Here is a 17,649-nt window from a genome sequence, read left to right as displayed (position 1 = left end):
TCCTTTTTATTCTTGCTCATCAAAACCTTTAATAATCCTTAAAAGCATCTCTTGATCCATGGACAAATCTGCTTCATTAGCTTGTTTTAATAAGCGCTTTGTATTCTCTCTTTTAAATGTAATTGAACGGTTTAAATACTGCTCAAACACCTCTAATGGCTGATTCAGTTTCCGCTCTTCTTCGGTTAATTCATTTGCCTCTGAATAAGACACAATTTCCACATGAGGGAAATCCAACCCTTTACGAATAGCGTCAAAAATCTCACCATTGGTTGGTGGGTTGGGATTGGTAATATGATAGATCTTTCCATCTTCGCCATAAGTCAATCCTAGCATCAACATGTTGATCACAAAGTCAACTGGTACCAAGTTGGATACTGTATCTTTTTCAATTAATAGCCTAAAGTTTTGCTTAGGTTCCCCTTTTCGCTCAACCTTTTTCTTAAGTAATTTAACCGTCCGTAAAATGCCGTATAATCCAAAGGTAGTATCCGCTTCACCCGTAAATGAATCACCTATAATAATTGCTGGACGCATGATCATGACATTCATTTGACCTTGATAAGACATCACTAAATGCTCGGCATGACATTTGCTTTCTTCATATGTGTTAACGAATGAACGGTTCGTTGAATGTAGCTTTTCTTCCCCGATCGTTTGCTCACCTAACGTATACGCTGTACTTACATGAATAAATTTGTCCACATCCAGGGAAGTCGCCAATTCTAATACTCGCTTAGTCCCTGTTAAATTTATGTCAAATACACGTTGCCTTTCTTCCTCATCAAATGACAAATACGCGGCAGTGTGGTAAATAGCATCAATTTTCTTCGCTAATTCGGCTAATACTGAAGAGCTGATACCTAAGTTTTCATCAAGCAAATCACCTTCTACTACCTTGATTTGTTGGCGCTCTTGTTCATTAAAGTGTTTATACAAAGCTTCTAATTTCGACTGATTCCTAACTAGAACATAGACTTGATGCTGCTTTTGCACGAGGCGCTTCACTAAAATAGTTCCTAAAAAACCCGTTCCACCTGTGATTAAAATATTCATAAACATCAACCAAACCTTTCTCTATGATGCAATCATCCATAAACATTTTATAATGTTAAGCGATAAAAATCTACAATTATCAAAAAGAGGCTTAGACAAACGTGTTGATCAATGGAAAAACCGAACTATTAGCTATTGCGAATATCCATCGCTTAACTAGTGCATGGTTTGGCTTTACTATTGTTTCACTTCGTTATATCCAGCCTCTTATTATACGAATTTAATACGTTCATTATTTAATTTTCTCATATGGGAGAACTGATGATTTAAGTTTGCCTCCCGCTAAGCGAATCGTTGAACCAACTAGTGCGTCCATGGCATCAATTGTATGCTTATTAAAAGTCGATCCAATGTTGATACATGATAACTCTGTACAAGCTAAGATGACACAATCACATTTCTCCTCAACCATTAAGTGATGAATTATGGTCTCTAACTGACCAGCATCAACTTCTTCATCCGCTTTGACTCGATAGATTAAATCCATCGTCTGTTGTTGAATGGTTTCATTTGGTGCGTGAGGAATCATACCATAACGTTCACACATGTTTTGATACGTATGACATACAATCGTCCCATCTGTAGCTAGTATACCTACTTTCGAGCCTCTTCCATAATGCTGTTCAATTAATTTTAAAGTTTCTTCAACCATATTAATCATAGGAACGGATGTAGTCGCCTGTAACAAATCAAAAAAGTAATGCGCTGTATTACAGGTCATCGCAATATAATCAACATTAGCGTCAGTTAATAGCTGTATATCTTTTTTAATTGGCTCTAAGAAGGTTTCTTCGCGATTCGTTAGGATCACTTCTGTACGATCAGGTAAACTTGCATGGTTTAAGATGATCATGTCTATATGGTCTTGGTCATTCTTCACTTCAGTTTGTTCAACTACCCGATTAAAGTAAACTGAAGTAGCTTGAGATCCCATCCCACCTAGTACACCTATTTTTTTCCTTTTCATAAATCAACCTTCTTTTAAGTAGAATCTGTTCCTTACCATATTGGACTAAATGGTTTGCTTTTTTCGCTTATCTATTTCATTTAAAGCAATACTCGCTCCACTGTCCATCCCTTGGGCACCTGCTAGTAAAATCAAGTCGCCCTCATGTGCTTCGTTAAGTGCTTGGTCAATTGCATGAGGCAATTCATCAAAGATATCAACATCAATATTAGCCTGATCCATGACTTCTTGGAAAACAGCTTGTTCTTCTTGAGTGACACGGTCTTTGTCTGTTACATGTGATTCACTTTTAGTCGCAATCACTTTTTCAAGTCCTAGTTCATCAGCCCAAGAGGCAATGGCTTCAGCATTTTCACGGTTCACTGTTGGACCTCTCTCACCTCTTATCGCATAGACTAAGTGTAAGTTACGATAATCCATTTTCTTTAACGTTTCAAGGGTTACATCAATATTACCAGCATTTGCGAAGTGATCGTCAACGACCTTAATATCATCCTCATAGATAAATTCAAATCGGCGCTCAACACCACCAAAAGACTTCAAGGTTTCTTGAATAGTCTCAACATCTACATCTGAAAGTAAAGAAATACAAATAGCCATCATCGCATTATAAACTGAATGCAAACCAGGTACAGCTAAGCTCACATCGAATGTCATCGGTTTATATCTTTGTGTTTTAGTCTGTAAAGGTTTAGTTAAATTGACTGTGAAATTAGCTCGACCAGTTGAAAGGTCTAAATTCTCACAAATCAAATCACCTTCGTCATTATTAACACTGTAAGTTAATACATTAGCTTCAGTCTGGTCGACTAACTTTGATGTGTAAGGGCAGTCCATATTTAGTACAGCAAAGGCATCAGGTTTGGCATGCCTAATTAAGCTAGATTTAATATCAAAATATCGTTCAAATGACCCGTGTGCATCAATATGTTCACGGCTAATGTTGTTCATAGTCACAATATCGTAATCAACCTGTTCGACACGGTTCATCTCTAATGCTTGCGATGACACTTCCATACTAACATGGGAAACTCCACGGTGATACATTTGACTCAAGTATTGTTGTAAGTCCAATGATTCAGGAGTAGTTAACTGAGCCGGAATCGACAAATCATCAATTTTAACGGTTACAGTCCCCATCATTCCCGTTTTATAGCCTTGGCGTTCAAGAATGGCATTAGTCATATAAGTTGTAGTCGTCTTTCCGTTTGTAGCCGTAATTCCAATCATATTAAGCTTCTTTGATGGATTATTATAGAATTTAGCGGCTAAACGCGCCAAAGCCAAACGACTATCCTCAACTAAATATTGAGGAATATCCAAATCCTCCTGAAATTCCTCAACTACTGCTGCAACAGCTCCTTTACGCATGGCTTGTCCTAAATACTTATGTCCATCAGTCTTTAACCCACGAACACATACAAATAGATCACCTTGTTTTACTTTCTGAGAATGATAGGCGATTCCCTCAATCACAACATCTTCAGCTTTAAATGTTTTAGATACGTTTACCGCCTGAAGAAGTGTTTCTAACCTCATAAATATTACCCCTTTTCACTTATCAATGAATGACCGTTACAACTTATCAACCAGTACTTTAACATGATATACCTTTCGAGAGATTAAAACGTATTTTGGTCAATTCGGACAAAAAAGCTTTAGTTTGACCTTAGTTTTAACAGTTTCAACGTTTATAAACTCTAATTCGCAGTATATATTCAATTTTTTACTGCTAAATTCCATTTAACACATTTATATTAATTCCATTATAAGTTTTAAATGAATTTATATCAATTTATGATCATATCTTTAAGAAAGTCTTGGAACACATTAAAAAAACCCAGTTAGCTTTTAATGATAACTAACTGGGCTAGTGTAGTATGATTAAGAATCTAATCCATTAGTTCCTTTTCAGCTTACGTCTTAATTGTTTAATCATTGGTAAGAACTTAACGAATAATTTATAAATGAAAGGTTTATAGACATAATCCACTTCACCTATATACCTTCTTACTCCCTCTTCTTCTTCTTTGAAAAATCCTCGTTTAAATTCAAATAATCCGTCTTCTTCTTTATTTAAACTAAAGATGCCACCTAAGTCATATTGAATGGCATTTTCTTCAATGCCCCACTTCATCATCTCATAATTCATGACATGGTTTGGGCTTAAATTACGCTTTTCATTCGTACTACCTGCATAAATGTAATACATCTTACCTTCGTAATTGATCGTAATTGCTCCAGATAAATAGTCCCCTTCATGCTCAGTTAAATAAATACGAAGACCCTCGAAGGAATCACGCAATTTAATAAAGTAATCGAAAGGACGAGTTGCGATTCCATTTCTCTCAGCCATCGTTTTATAAATCTCATAAAACTTTTCTAAATAATCATCTTCTCTTGAATAAGTTGTTTTAACACCTTTTTTCAATGCTCGTCTGATGTTATTTCGAGTTTTTCGTTTAAAACCTAACATTAATGATTCTTCATCTTTGTTTTCTAAGTCAACCACCATATTCATCATCGGCTGAATTAAATCATCCTGGTCATCATCTGAATTTCTCACAACAAAACCAGCACGACGATACTTCTGATCCAGCTCATCTGTATACAAAACCTCTGGATCCATTTTAAGCACAAATGCTTTATGTTTTTTTGCCACTTCCTTAGCCTCATTAACCAGTTCAGTAACTAAGGAAAGATCATAAAAATCGCAAACTGGTCCTCTAGGTGCATACAACAAAGAGTATCCACCTGGTGTCTTTTGGATAAGTAAAGACAACGCGGCAACTATTTCCCCATCTCTTTCAATATAAACTTGTTCATTACCCCAATCGTCTTTAACATTTTTCCAATTATAATCTTGTGTTAACGATCGGTGAGTGGAATTCCTAACAAATTCCTTATATTGATCTACCTTTTTTTCATCTGTTTTATCTAAAACAGGCACAAATATTCAATCCTTTCACGGCTTTATGCTAATACGTCATTCTTTAACCTTAAAGTGGTTCTTAAACCTTTTATAATAACTAAAATACTGTCTTAGTAACTTTGCATACCTAAGTAAATTGAAATCTTTTTGATAAAAAAGCGTGGTGGAAGTTTTCTTCTGTCTAATTAATTTTTTAATTTGGCACTTTAGATCTTCATCCATCGTGTAATTGACTAACAGCTTTTTAGGGACAGAATGCCACAACACCTCATTCTTACCGTAATCAACTTCCGAGTCTTTTTGATACACACGATCCTCAACTAAGTATTTTGCCATATTATAGCCATTTGCCGTAACGAAATAGCTACTACGGCCTTGTCTAATATTCAATTCAAAAATTTTATACTTACCATCGCGTCGGTCATACTTTAAATCAATGTTTGCATAACCGGTAAATCCAAGTTCCTCTAAGAAGGTCTTATACTGATCGTACAATTGCTGATCTTGTTCACCGACGATACCTACATAGTTTCCAATTAAAACAGGTGTGTAATCCTCTAGGACAACTCGTCCTAAACACATCATTCTTACTTTACCGTTACGATCACAATAAGCATTAAGTACTCGCATAACGGTGTCATTTCCTGGAATATAGTCCTGGATAATCAGCGTTCCGTCGTAGGTTGAAGAGTAAATATTGTGGATTGTTTGAACAAACTCCTCTTTACTATGTATGACGTAAGCTTTTTTCTTCCCAGGAAACTGTGCATTAAAATACCTCATACTATCAGAGGCTTTAACAACAACTGGAAACCCAAAAGGTAATTCCTGCTCTGGGTCCATACCCTTGGTGAAAATAAGTGTATCAGGATAATCGAGATCATATTTCTCACATAAATTGTAGAAATTCTCTTTAAAAATAATGGCATCCATCATTTCTTCTTCAACAAAAGGAAGAATGAAATGAGGCTCTAACTCAGACCTATTTCTCACTGCAAGTTCAACATAGTTCTCATTACTAGCAATTAAAATTAAGTGTTCAGACCGCTCTTTAAGTTCATCTTTTAACGTTAATAAGGCTTGTACAAACGACTCGGGCTCATCAAAATTCTCGAAAATTCTCTTATCAACAATCTGACTATGAGCTGTTGAAAGAAGTTCACCCTTAGTTACTACCACACTAGTAATTCCATATTCCTGATGAAATGCCCTTGCCATTCCATATGCATTATCATCTGAACCGAGAATGACAGGGATAAAGTTTTCTTTATTCATTTTAATCCTCCAAGACCCCAAACTACATCTAACCATGCTTCAGTCAATCTTTTTTAAGTGTATATGAGGGCATTTTTTAAGTCAAGAAATGGCTAAGGCTACCAGTAAAACTCAGGGCATTTAGCCTAAGTAAGATTAACTATGTCGTCCTCATCGCCCCATCTAAATAAAAAGAGGTCGTCCCAACAGTCATAAAAATTGACTGCAGGACAACCCCTGAACTGATAATTATTTATTTTCTTCTGTTACCTCATCCGGGTCTGTAATGACATCTTCTGAAACCCTATTTTCTTCTGTTAGATCTTCAAGTGCGTGGTAAATACGCTGTCTCTCTCTTGGTAGTGAACCTTCACTCAACTCTTTAAATAGCGCATATATTAAACAGTACATCATTAAGAACATGATGATCATAAATGGAAAGCCACCAACAACAGATGCTGTTTGTAACGCTGCTAAACCACCAGCCATTAATAAGACTGCCGCAAACGCACCTTCAATTAATCCCCAAGTAATACGTAAAGCAATTGGTGGGTTCATATTACCTTTAGAGGTCAACATTCCAATTACATACGTACCTGAGTCAGATGACGTAATGAAGAACACAGTTAATGATATCATCGCAACGACGATAAGTAAGCTTGAGAATGGGAAGCCTTCAAGTAACGCAAAGAATCCTTGAGCTTCGTCCTCGAAAACTGCATCCATAATACTACTATCGGTAAAGTGTTCTTGGAATAAAGCCGTTCCACCAAAGACACTAAACCATAGGATACTTACTGCCGTTGGGACTAATAAAACCCCGACAGCGAAACTCCGAATGGTACGTCCTCTAGATACACGAGCAATAAATGAACCAACAAATGGTGCCCATGCGATCCACCATGCCCAATAGAAGATTGTCCAAGCATCATACCAACCGTCTGCACCTTCACCTGCTGCATCAATACCAAAGGACATTTGGAATAGGTTTTGTAAATAGGAACCTGTTGAATGGGTCATCGAATTTAAAATAAATAGTGTCGGACCTAAAATAAAGACAAACAATAGAAGCAACGCGGCAACACCTAGGTTAGCCTGACTTAACCATTTAATCCCTTTATCAATACCGGTCGTTGTTGAAATAATGGCAAGTGCTGTCACGACGACGATAATAATTAACCACAGGCCAGTATCATTCGGAATCCCAAATAGAGTTTCAAAACCACCACCAATTTGCATAACTCCTAGACCTAGTGATGTAGAAATACCGAATAACGTCGCAATAACACCAATAATATTAACGGTATTACCCCAACCACCATTCAAGCGATCTCTTCCGATCAACGGCTCTAAGGTAGAGCTTAATAACATTGGCAGGTTTTTTCTATATGAGAAATATGCCAGTGATAAAGCAACTACTGCATATACAGCCCATGGGTGTAAGCCCCAGTGGAAAAAGGAGTACTGTAATGCCATATGCACAGCTTCTGCTGTACCACCTTCTCCATAAGCAGGCCAATCATAGTGGTTAATTGGCTCAGATACACCCCAGAATAATAAGCCGATCCCCATACCTGCACTAAATAACATCGCAAACCAAGCACCTGTTGAGAAAGCAGGTTTTTCATCATCATCACCTAATTTAATTTCTCCAAGTGGACTTAAGATTAGGAAAACGGTTACTAAGATGAATGCACTTCCTCCTAGGATGAACGACCAACCGAGATTGGTTACAACCCAGTTAAAAGTAACATCCATGTAATCTCCAAAGTCTTCTAAAAAGACCCCAAAAGCCAAGAAAATAAGGGCAATAGCAATTGAAATGATAAACGTAGGTGTCTTTAGTGCTGCACTAAAAGATGTTAACCCTTTTGGTTTGGGTCTTTGTTTAGTTTTACGTTTGGGTGACATAAATTGATCCTCCTCTAAAATTTCTCCAATTCATCAAACATGTCTCTAAAATCAAATATCATGACTATAGCCTGTCTCTTCAATACCCATATCAGGAACTATTAAACATATAAACAAATAATGACATTTTTAACAATGTTTATACTTCTCATAAAAACACTTGACAAACCTATGCCTAACTTCAGATAAAACGCCGTTTAATACACTACCATATTAAGCCAAGAGTTACAAGGATAGGCCAATCAATCAAAGTATTTTGTCAATAATCAAAAAGCAGGTTTTTTCTCCCAAGTGTTTAGGTGATTAGGGCACATCATCCCGAAATAAGATCTCCCTATATATACAATTTTCCCTAAGTGGCTTGATTCATGCTGAAAAATCCACTGAACCTTAACGGCAATCTGTAAAAGGAACACTCATCGCCCCCGTGAAACTTAGTGTCCAAAAATGGAGACAGGTCATGACACAAAATGGATAGGATGTCATTAACTTTTGGTTAGTTGGTGCTTTTATTGACGTTTTGGACTTTATACGGTGGCAGAACAGTATTGAGTTTGCTTCTCTCTTACATTTTGTGCTTCACACGATATCAAAACGTTATCGAAGCCCCTTCTCTCTTACATTTTGCGCTTCACACGAAGGAGAAGCGTTATTGACAATGCTTTTCAAAAAGAGTTTTTAATCACAGTGTGAGTTATAGATAATAAATCACTCTTCATAAGAATAAAGTTATAAGAGAATTAATAAAAGGGGATGACATCTAGATGAAAACTTACTTAGAAAGTGCTACATTTGAACACCAGTTCTGGCTTCAGGTTCTTGGAGACCACTCTAGATTTATTCGTGATTCTTTGTATCCTGATGAAGTGATGGATGTTCAAATCGCTAAACAGTTTGTCGAGCAGTTTGATCAACTGCTTGAACAGTCCAGACATTTAACGGAAGCTAATGCTGTTAATTTCACCACCCAAGTTGAAATGGTGACCAACCAATTAAAAGAATTCAAACTCTCTATTATTAGACGTCACTTAGTCGGGGACATTGGGATCCACCTATCACCAACCTTCTTAAACCATATGGTAAATGAACTAGAAGAATATCAATTAGTTCTCAGTTACTTAAAGCAAGGCGCCACACCTCCCATCTTTCACGAACTTCATCACCACCTAGTTTGGTTGCTGGATGCTTCTGGTCACGCCGGTGCTATTAATGATGAACTGGACGGCGTAGAAAAACGACTTAAAGAAAAAAGTGAAAAATTCGCAGAGCACTTTGACCAGTTTTATCTAAAGGCTGTTGAACTGACTGGGTATTTACGCTCAAATATTGATTCCTTTCCAGCATTAAATCGATTTAACCATGATGTTGAGGTTGAATTAAACCTTTTTAAGACCTTCCTGCATGAAGTAGAAGAGATGGAATTATCAAATACCGTCCTTAGTACATTCTCTGAGCTTATGGCGGATCATATGTACCGTGAAGAATGCTATTATCTTATGAAGCTTGCAGAATCCTCAAATGTGACCATGCCTGATTGTGACCCAACTAAACCAAGAGTTGAATAAGCTAGTCAGAAGTGATATTTACCATTAATGTTATAATAAGTGGTAGCTAATCACGACACTTAAAAACGGAACTCAGAACTATTCGAGGTGACTATAGTGAACTTACAAACAATCAAGCGAAAACTCGTAAACAACACGCCAACCATCCTCGGCATGTCACAGTCAAGGGAGTACTCAATCATCCTGCCGTTAATGGAGGTCAATGGAGAAACGCATGTTGTTTTCGAAGTGCGATCTAAACTGATGCGCCGGCAGCCCGGAGAAGTCTGTTTTCCAGGGGGAAAAATAGACAACAGTGACCAAGGGCCAGAAGATGCCGGAGAAAGAGAGTTATATGAAGAACTAGGAGTTTCCAATCAGCAAATAGAAGATATATTCTTACTCGGACTATTCGTGTCCCCATTTGGTATGAAGGCTAATGTCTTTGTCGGAATGATCCAACCTGTAGACGCTTTTTCTATCAACCCCGACGAAGTTGAAGAAGTCTTTACTGTTCCACTACAATTCTTCATCGACTATGAGCCAAAGATTCATTACATAAACATTGATATGAAGCCAGAAGAAAACTTCCCTTATGATGATCTGGTTAACGGAGATGATTACAAATGGCAAACACTTCAATATGAAGAGAATTTTTATTATTATCAAGGGCAAGTCATTTGGGGTTTAACCGCTAAAATCTTAAAAGAATTCATCACGCTAATTAAAAAGACATAAAAAAAGAGGTTGGGAAATGGCCCAGCCTCAGCTATTCTTTAGAAAGAAGATAGTGGACAAAATCCTCCGTCGATGACCTTACCCACTTACATAAGTATTTTTGGACTATATGAGTAGTAACCCATCCAATTCTTTTACCTCTATTCGTTTATGCGTTTTCTGCTTGATTAGACCTTTTGTCTCTAGATCTGTTAATTTACGACTGATTGTTTCAGGAGTTGTTCCTAAATAGGAGGCTAAGTCCTTTTTATTCATTGGTAATGTGAATTCATAATGATCTTCATCTTCAACACACTCAGCCAAATATAAAGCAATCCGTGTTTCAACGCTTTCTGTCGCAAACCTAGTTGTTTGTTTCTCCGATTGTTCTAAGCGATTGGAAAATTCATTAAGAATCCGTACTGAAATTGATGGGTATTTTAACAAAAACTGCTGTAAATCTGGGCGCTTAATGATGCAAACTGTTGTATCCACTAACGCTTCTGCATAAGCCTCATGAGTACTCTGTTTAAACAGAGCAAGCTCTCCAGTAAAATCACCCGGTGATAGAATTCGAAGTAACTGTTCTTTACCCGTTTCAGACAATCGGTAAATTTTAATCTTGCCATTATTAACGATGTAAAGCGAATCTGATTCGTCACCCGAATGATAGATAACCTCGCCCTTTTTAAAGGAAACCGACCTAACCTTACTCATAATCTCATCCATCTGATCTTGATTTAAATGATTAAAGATCGGTACAATTGAGATACACTGATTATGGTGATTACAAGTATGCTCAACTTCTAATCCCATTTCGACCACCTCCGTTATAATTTATTCTATCATGAAATTCAGCGCATGATGGACGATTACGTATAAGCAGGTTGATTTTTTATGTTGAATTCTTTTCGTTGTTGTGGCCTAAACTTGAGTAACCTCATTGCATTGAGTATGACAATTAAGACACTTGCTTCGTGAATAAACATGCCTGAAGCTAAGTGAATATATCCAGTCAGTACGCCTATGAGTAATACAAAAACGATACCTACTGCAAAGTACATATTTTGCTTCATATTTCTTATCGTTGCTTTGGACAATGCATACGCATGGGCAAACTGCTTTAGTCGATCAGCCATAAGAACAACATCTGCAGTCTCCATAGATATATCGGTACCGCCTTCACCCATTGCTAAGCCAATATGCGCACTTGCAATCGCAGGTGCATCGTTAATTCCATCACCAGCCATACCGACAACATGACCTTTTCGTTTTAAATTCTGTACAAACTCTACCTTTTCTTCTGGTAAGAGTTCAGCATGATATTCATCTAAACCTAGTTGTTCAGCAACTAACTGCGCCGTATGCTGATTGTCCCCAGTTAACATAACCATCTTCTTAATGCCATTAGCTCTTAGTTCAGCAAGTGCTTCGACGGCATCTTTTCTTATCTGGTCCGCTATTGAAATAATGCCTTTAATCTCGTTATTGATAGCGAAGAAGATCGCCGTATTGCCTTCCCTTTCGCGACGTGTCGCATAGTTGTCTATTTCCTCGGAAATAAATAAGTCCTGTTGATTCATTAACTGGCGATTGCCGATAACAAGGTAGTGCCCTTCTACTTGTGCCTGAAGGCCATTTCCTTTGACCACTTCCACTTGGTTAGGATCATTTGAAATATCTAAATTTCTTTGTTTAGCCTCTTTTACAATCGTTTGACCTAAATGATGTTCCGATACTTTTTCGACTTCGGCAACCAAGCGTAATAGTTCATCAGGGTCCTCATTTGTAAAAGGATGAACATCTGTAACTTCTGCCTTTCCTTTCGTTAAAGTTCCCGTCTTATCAAACACAATGGTATCGACTTTAGAAAATTGATCCATCACTTCTCCACCTTTAACGAGGACACCTTGTTTGGCGCCATTTCCGATCCCTGAAACGTTAGATACTGGTGCTCCAATGACTAAAGCACCCGGACAAGCCACTACTAAAAAGGTGACCGCAAGAAGCAAATTATTCGTTATCAGAAACACAAGGATCGATAAAACAATCACTGACGGTGTATAGATATTCGCAAACTGATCAAGGAATCGTTGTGTTTTTGACTTTGACTCTTGCGCCTCTTCAACCAACTCAATAATTTTAGCAAATGTTGTATCGTCACCTACTTTTTCAGCGGAAATTTCAATATAGCCATCATCAACAATCGTACCACTAAATACTTGATCGCCAATTTGTTTATGTGCTGGTACACTTTCTCCGGTTACAGCTGATTCATTTAAATTGGCATGACCTGTGATAACCTTGCCGTCTACAGGAACTTTTCCCCCGGGCCGAATGATGACTCGATCACCAACAACCACTTCTTTTATTCCTATACTCATGATTTCGCCCTGACGTATAACCGTTGCTTCTTGTGGTGCCATATCGGTCAATTTCTTAAGTGATGAGCGAGTTTTCTCTAAAGTTCGCCCTTCTAAGTAGGCTCCAAATAGAAATAGGAATGTAACAACAGCTGATTCAACATATTCACCAATGTAAAGCGCGCCAATCACTGCGATCGTCACTAAAAGCTCGATACTAAAAGCTTTCAATCTTAGAGCTTGGAGTGCTTTAAGAAAGATTGGAAGACTAGCAATCACAGTCGCTGTAATCAGTGCCACTTCTTTAGTTATACTGTAACCTGCTTTATTAGCTATAAAAGCTAAAACGATTAATAAACCAGATAATGCTGTTATAACGTTTTTATACTTGTGGATCCATCTCATGACTTCTCCCCCCTCCGAATTTCTTAACTTCATCATACAGCCAGTTCAGTTTAAATGAATTGATGGTCGTCAAGAATTGGGGGGAATTTGATCGGTAGGTAAAAAAAGAACTTAAACCCGTTTTAGGTTTAAGTTCTTTTTACTGACTTAAGATACTTTTTTAGATGTGACTGGATAACCTAACTTATTGATAACCCCCTCTATTTGTTGCACACCCACTTGATTCTCCTCAAATTCAACTCGGACCTTACTTGAATTAAATAGCACCTTAGTTGAATGAACACCTGATGTTTTACCTAACGTTGACTCGATTTTTTTAATACAAGAAGGACAAGTTAATGGTTCTAATTGAAAGACTGCTTTTTTCATCCGAATACCTCCCAATCATTTGTTAACTCAAGTGTACAATGAAGATATTCAAAAATAATTGACGCCCATCAAGTTAGGTTAAAGTTTTATTTATGTGTCGTAATCAATGAATTGAAATAAAAATAGCTGGAACACAATATGTCAATTGTGTCCCAACCCCTTCTATTTAGTGAATTTATAACTGCATCGTTCCATTTTCTTTTAAGTTGGTATGCCAAGATAAAGCTTTTTCTAATACGTGTGGCGTATGTCCACCCCGTTTTTTAGCCTCTTCATAATACTCCCTCAATTGATCACGGTACATCGGATGTGCACAACGGTCGATCATTAAAGGGACTCGCTCTCGTGGAGCTAACCCACGTAAGTCTGCATAACCTTGCTCGGTAACAATGACATCAACATCATGTTCCGTTGAATCCACATGGGAAACATACGGGACAACACTAGAGATTTTCCCATCCTTAGCAATCGATTTGGTCACAAAAATGGCTAATCGCGCATTTCTAGCAAAATCACCAGAACCACCTATGCCATTCATCATTTTTGTACCACTAACGTGTGTTGAATTGACATTTCCGTAAATGCCAACTTCTAAAGCTGTATTAATCGATATTAAGCCGAGGCGGCGAATAATTTCAGGATGATTAGAAATCTCCTGAGGCCGTAATGTTAATTTCTCCCGATACTGATCAAAGTTAGAAAAGACTTGTTTCATTCTTGATTCCGATAATGTAATTGAGCTACAAGATGCATAGCGAACCTTCCCAGCATCGATTAAGTCAAACACAGCATCTTGTAACACCTCAGAATAAACTTCTAAATCTTCAAAGTCCGTATCAATTAACCCATGCAACACCGCGTTAGCAATCGATCCGATTCCAGATTGTAAAGGGGCAAGCTGTTTAGTCAATCGCCCTACTTCAATTTCTTTATTTAGAAAGTCGATTAAATGACCTGCAATCATCTTGGTCTCTTCATCAGGTTGAACAATGGTTGATGGTGAATCTTGTTGGTCAGTAATCACGATTCCTTTCACTTTTTCAAAATCTAACGGAATACCTTTTGTGCCAATTCGGTTATCTGATTTGACTAAAGGAATGGGTTCGCGCTCTCCTTGTTTGTCTAATTGGTAAATATCATGAACTCCTTCTAACTCTTGAGGTTGGGCAACGTTAATCTCGACAATTACCTCTTTCGCTTGCTCAACAAAAATCGGAGAGTTCCCAACAGACGTGGTTGGAATCAGCTGACCATCCTCCGTTATACCGATTGCTTCAACCACAGCGATATCGATCGGTTCTAACACTCTTCCTCTGATTAATTCAGCAGTGTGTGATAAATGTTGATCAATGAAATGAATCTGACCATCGTTGATTTTCTGACGCATCACAGGGTTAGCTTGAAACGGTAGCCGTTTATTTAATATACCTGCTTCTGCAAATAATCGGTCAAGATCAGAGCCTAAAGAAGCCCCTGTATAAACATTCACTTTAAAGTCTTCGTTTCTCTTTTGATCAACTAATGCCATGGGTACTGCTTTAGCGTCACCTGCACGCGTGAAACCACTTAGCCCAAGGGTCATACCGTCTTTAATCCATGAAGCCGCACGATCAGCTGAAACGACACGATTCTTAAGCTGCTCTACTTTGATTCGGTCTTGAATGATTTCCATATACATTAGCCTTCCCTTACATGTTTTTGCCTTAGTATGTGCTAAAACAAGGGATTTAGCATGAATAAAGGTACAAAAAAAACAGTGACCATTTTGGTATGGTCACTGTTCGACTATTTAAATGGGTATAATATAACAAACTAAGTGAGCACTGGTTCTCTCTCTAACATCGTACCGTACTTAGCCAAGTTAGTATGCCAAGATAAGGCTTTTTCAAGAACATGTGGCGTTTGTCCGCCTCTTTGTAACGCTTCTTCATAATATTCTCTTAACTGATCACGATACATTGGGTGAGCACAGTTTTCAATAATTAGTTCAACTCGCTGTCTTGGCGCTAAACCTCTTAAGTCTGCATAGCCTTGTTCTGTCACCAAAACATCAACATCGTGTTCTGTGTGATCAACATGGGGAACAAATGGAACGACACTTGAGATCTTCCCATCCTTAGCGATAGATTTAGTAACAAAGACTGCTAAACGCGCGTTTCTGGCAAAGTCACCTGAGCCACCAATTCCGTTCATCATCTTAGTACCACTAACATGAGTGGAATTGACATTACCATAAATATCAAACTCTAGAGCTGTGTTAATTGAAATCAATCCGAGACGTCGAATAATCTCAGGGAAGTTAGAGATTTCTTGTGGTCTCATTATGAGTTTGTCTTTATATTGTTCAAAGTTAGAAAATACTTGATTCATTTTTTCCTCGGATAAAGTAATTGAACAGCATGAAGCAAAGTCCACTTTACCCGCATCAATTAAGTCAAAGACCGCATCCTGTAGAACTTCAGAATAAACTTGAAGGTCTTCGAATTCGGAATTTAGTAACCCATGAAGCACGGCATTCGCAATAGAACCAATTCCTGATTGTAAAGGAGCAAGACTATTCGTTAAACGGCCTTCTTTCACTTCTTTTCTTAGAAAGTTTGTTAAATGTCCGGCAATTATTTGGGTCTCTTCATCAGGTGGGACGATATTTGAAGGTGAGTCTAATTGTTCGGTCATAACAATCCCTTTGATTCTGCTCGGATCTACCTTAATACCAGGTTCACCAATGCGATCGTCTGGTTTCGTTAGAGGTACCGGTTGGCGCTTGCCTTGTTGTTCTAAAGTATATATATCATGAACACCTTCTAGAGCTTCAGTCTGAGAAGAGTTAATCTCAACAATCACCTCTTTGGCATACTGAGCGAAAATAGCTGAGTTTCCTACTGAAGTAGTAGGGATAATCATTCCATCTTTAGTAATCGAAACCGCTTCAACAATCGCATAATCAATTGATTCCATTACATTGGAACGAATTAATTCAGATGTATGTGATAAGTGCTGATCCACAAAGTGAAAAGAACCTGCATTTATTTCCTTACGCATAACCGGATCTGCTTGAAACGGCAAACGTTTTCTTAAGATACCTGCTTCAGCAAATAAACGATCAATATCAGAACCTAAAGAAGCCCCCGTAAATACGTCGACCTTAAAAGATTCATTTTGAGCACGTTCTATTAAGGAGAAAGGAACCGCCTTGACATCGCCTGCTCGAGTAAAGCCACTTAGTCCGAGCGTCATACCATCTTTAATCCAAGATGCTGCTTCCTCTGCAGTAACGATTCGCTCTCTTAGGGCTGGGTCATGTATACGTTCAATGATGTTTTCCATCTAAACCATTCCCTTATTAAATATTTAAACCTTACACTTATATTTTACCCGATTTCTAAACGGGAAAGGGCTGATTTAGACGGAAATTAATGAACTTACGGTGAACGAGAAAATAGACGGATAAGGCAGAAAATTTACAATCCTAACAGTTTTCTTAAATAACTAGAATGGGATTGGCTAACTGGGATGATACTACCATCAACCATCTTTAATGTGAATGTAGAATGGCTATCTGGATAAATTTCATCAATATGATTAACATTGACAATGAATGAACGGTGACACCGAATAAATGAGTCACGGGGTAAGAAATAATCAAATTCGTTAAGTGTATATTTGTGCGTCCCCATATGTTTTTGACTAACTATATATGTTTTTCGTTGCTTAGCTTCTATGTACACAACCTCATCGAAAGGAGTTGGGACCCAGATATCATCCATTTTGATCGAAACGACTGACATAGCATTGGTCAATGTAGGGAAGATCGCAGTCACGCATCCCTTAACCTCACCTTGATCTTTATAAGGTACTGCCATTCCATAATAAGGCACACCAAACACATCGCGATCAATATACTCGGATACTTTTTGCTTCATCTGTAAGGCTTTGTAAGTAATCGTTCCTTTTAAAATAGGGTCCCCTGATTTAATCTTTAGATCAATTTGTTTACTAGGTAAATAATATAGGTACTGATCGGTATCCGATAAAGCAATTGACGTTTCATCAGATAGTAATTCACCTATTAAATCTAGAAGGGTCGTCATCTTTAATGGTTCCATCAGAATACACCTACCTAAGACTATT

Annotated in this window: 14 protein-coding genes; 2 read left to right on the top strand and 12 right to left on the bottom strand. The window is 37.8% G+C overall.

Translation table 11 applies throughout. The features are described from left to right. Positions 1–6 precede the first annotated feature (6 nt). The 6 genes from HWQ49_RS12235 to HWQ49_RS12210 all read right to left on the bottom strand — a co-directional run bounded on the left by HWQ49_RS12235 (position 7) and on the right by HWQ49_RS12210 (position 8,120). Positions 7–1,056, bottom strand: coding sequence for an SDR family oxidoreductase (locus HWQ49_RS12235; RefSeq protein WP_188207910.1), 1,050 nt, complete (start codon positions 1,054–1,056; stop codon positions 7–9). Positions 1,057–1,288: 232 nt separating this feature from the next. Then, complete coding sequence (locus HWQ49_RS12230; RefSeq protein ID WP_188207909.1) at positions 1,289–2,023, bottom strand: aspartate/glutamate racemase family protein; 735 nt, start codon at positions 2,021–2,023, stop codon at positions 1,289–1,291. Between the two features lie 45 nt (positions 2,024–2,068). Further along, positions 2,069–3,562, bottom strand: coding sequence for a Mur ligase family protein (locus HWQ49_RS12225; protein ID WP_188207908.1), 1,494 nt, complete (start codon positions 3,560–3,562; stop codon positions 2,069–2,071). 361 nt (positions 3,563–3,923) lie between these two features. After that, positions 3,924–4,973 (bottom strand): lipid II:glycine glycyltransferase FemX, encoded by a 1,050-nt coding sequence (locus HWQ49_RS12220; RefSeq protein ID WP_188207907.1) that lies wholly within the window; start codon positions 4,971–4,973, stop codon positions 3,924–3,926. Between the two features lie 36 nt (positions 4,974–5,009). After that, on the bottom strand, positions 5,010–6,230 hold the full coding sequence (locus HWQ49_RS12215; protein WP_188207906.1) for a carboxylate--amine ligase: 1,221 nt from the start codon (positions 6,228–6,230) through the stop codon (positions 5,010–5,012). 228 nt (positions 6,231–6,458) lie between these two features. Next, on the bottom strand, positions 6,459–8,120 hold the full coding sequence (locus HWQ49_RS12210) for a BCCT family transporter (protein ID WP_188207905.1): 1,662 nt from the start codon (positions 8,118–8,120) through the stop codon (positions 6,459–6,461). A 764-nt stretch (positions 8,121–8,884) separates the two neighbouring features. Here HWQ49_RS12210 and HWQ49_RS12205 point away from each other — a divergent pair. Both HWQ49_RS12205 and HWQ49_RS12200 read left to right on the top strand, forming a co-directional pair. Continuing rightward, on the top strand, positions 8,885–9,685 hold the full coding sequence (locus tag HWQ49_RS12205) for a DUF2935 domain-containing protein (RefSeq protein WP_188207904.1): 801 nt from the start codon (positions 8,885–8,887) through the stop codon (positions 9,683–9,685). Between the two features lie 96 nt (positions 9,686–9,781). Beyond that, entirely contained in the window at positions 9,782–10,402 is a 621-nt protein-coding gene (locus tag HWQ49_RS12200; RefSeq protein ID WP_188207903.1) for an NUDIX hydrolase, read from the top strand. 105 nt (positions 10,403–10,507) lie between these two features. Here HWQ49_RS12200 and HWQ49_RS12195 read toward each other — a convergent pair whose 3' ends face one another. The 6 genes from HWQ49_RS12195 to HWQ49_RS12170 all read right to left on the bottom strand — a co-directional run bounded on the left by HWQ49_RS12195 (position 10,508) and on the right by HWQ49_RS12170 (position 17,624). After that, entirely contained in the window at positions 10,508–11,197 is a 690-nt protein-coding gene (locus HWQ49_RS12195) for a Crp/Fnr family transcriptional regulator (RefSeq protein WP_188207902.1), read from the bottom strand. A 56-nt stretch (positions 11,198–11,253) separates the two neighbouring features. Next, positions 11,254–13,149, bottom strand: coding sequence for a heavy metal translocating P-type ATPase (locus HWQ49_RS12190; RefSeq protein WP_188207901.1), 1,896 nt, complete (start codon positions 13,147–13,149; stop codon positions 11,254–11,256). A 147-nt stretch (positions 13,150–13,296) separates the two neighbouring features. Further along, a complete protein-coding gene (locus HWQ49_RS12185) occupies positions 13,297–13,518 on the bottom strand; it encodes a heavy-metal-associated domain-containing protein (protein ID WP_188207900.1) in 222 nt (73 codons plus the stop codon). 175 nt (positions 13,519–13,693) lie between these two features. Then, positions 13,694–15,190 carry an acetyl-CoA hydrolase/transferase family protein gene (locus HWQ49_RS12180; RefSeq protein ID WP_188207899.1) on the bottom strand — a complete coding sequence of 499 codons (1,497 nt, stop codon included), beginning with the start codon at positions 15,188–15,190 and terminating at the stop codon, positions 13,694–13,696. A 140-nt stretch (positions 15,191–15,330) separates the two neighbouring features. Further along, a complete protein-coding gene (locus HWQ49_RS12175) occupies positions 15,331–16,845 on the bottom strand; it encodes an acetyl-CoA hydrolase/transferase family protein (protein WP_188207898.1) in 1,515 nt (504 codons plus the stop codon). Positions 16,846–16,979: 134 nt separating this feature from the next. Further along, positions 16,980–17,624 (bottom strand): LytTR family DNA-binding domain-containing protein, encoded by a 645-nt coding sequence (locus HWQ49_RS12170; protein ID WP_188207897.1) that lies wholly within the window; start codon positions 17,622–17,624, stop codon positions 16,980–16,982. Positions 17,625–17,649 lie beyond the last annotated feature (25 nt).

Origin of the sequence: Alkalibacillus aidingensis, from assembly GCF_014595945.1 — a bacterium.
GTDB lineage: Bacteria > Bacillota > Bacilli > Bacillales > Alkalibacillaceae > Alkalibacillus > Alkalibacillus aidingensis.
Note: the sequence above shows the minus strand (reverse complement) of the source record. Positions and strands in the feature narration are given on the sequence as shown.

What these genes read in the sequence shown, in the direction of transcription:
- HWQ49_RS12235 (WP_188207910.1), bottom strand. Translation starts at nt 1,056, where the DNA reads ATGAATATTTTAATCACAGGTGGAACGGGTTTTTTAGGAACTATTTTA.
- HWQ49_RS12230 (WP_188207909.1), bottom strand. Translation starts at nt 2,023, where the DNA reads ATGAAAAGGAAAAAAATAGGTGTACTAGGTGGGATGGGATCTCAAGCT.
- HWQ49_RS12225 (WP_188207908.1), bottom strand. Translation starts at nt 3,562, where the DNA reads ATGAGGTTAGAAACACTTCTTCAGGCGGTAAACGTATCTAAAACATTT.
- HWQ49_RS12215 (WP_188207906.1), bottom strand. Translation starts at nt 6,230, where the DNA reads ATGAATAAAGAAAACTTTATCCCTGTCATTCTCGGTTCAGATGATAAT.
- HWQ49_RS12210 (WP_188207905.1), bottom strand. Translation starts at nt 8,120, where the DNA reads ATGTCACCCAAACGTAAAACTAAACAAAGACCCAAACCAAAAGGGTTA.
- HWQ49_RS12205 (WP_188207904.1), top strand. Translation starts at nt 8,885, where the DNA reads ATGAAAACTTACTTAGAAAGTGCTACATTTGAACACCAGTTCTGGCTT.
- HWQ49_RS12195 (WP_188207902.1), bottom strand. Translation starts at nt 11,197, where the DNA reads ATGGGATTAGAAGTTGAGCATACTTGTAATCACCATAATCAGTGTATC.
- HWQ49_RS12190 (WP_188207901.1), bottom strand. Translation starts at nt 13,149, where the DNA reads ATGAGATGGATCCACAAGTATAAAAACGTTATAACAGCATTATCTGGT.
- HWQ49_RS12185 (WP_188207900.1), bottom strand. Translation starts at nt 13,518, where the DNA reads ATGAAAAAAGCAGTCTTTCAATTAGAACCATTAACTTGTCCTTCTTGT.
- HWQ49_RS12180 (WP_188207899.1), bottom strand. Translation starts at nt 15,190, where the DNA reads ATGGAAATCATTCAAGACCGAATCAAAGTAGAGCAGCTTAAGAATCGT.
- HWQ49_RS12175 (WP_188207898.1), bottom strand. Translation starts at nt 16,845, where the DNA reads ATGGAAAACATCATTGAACGTATACATGACCCAGCCCTAAGAGAGCGA.
- HWQ49_RS12170 (WP_188207897.1), bottom strand. Translation starts at nt 17,624, where the DNA reads ATGGAACCATTAAAGATGACGACCCTTCTAGATTTAATAGGTGAATTA.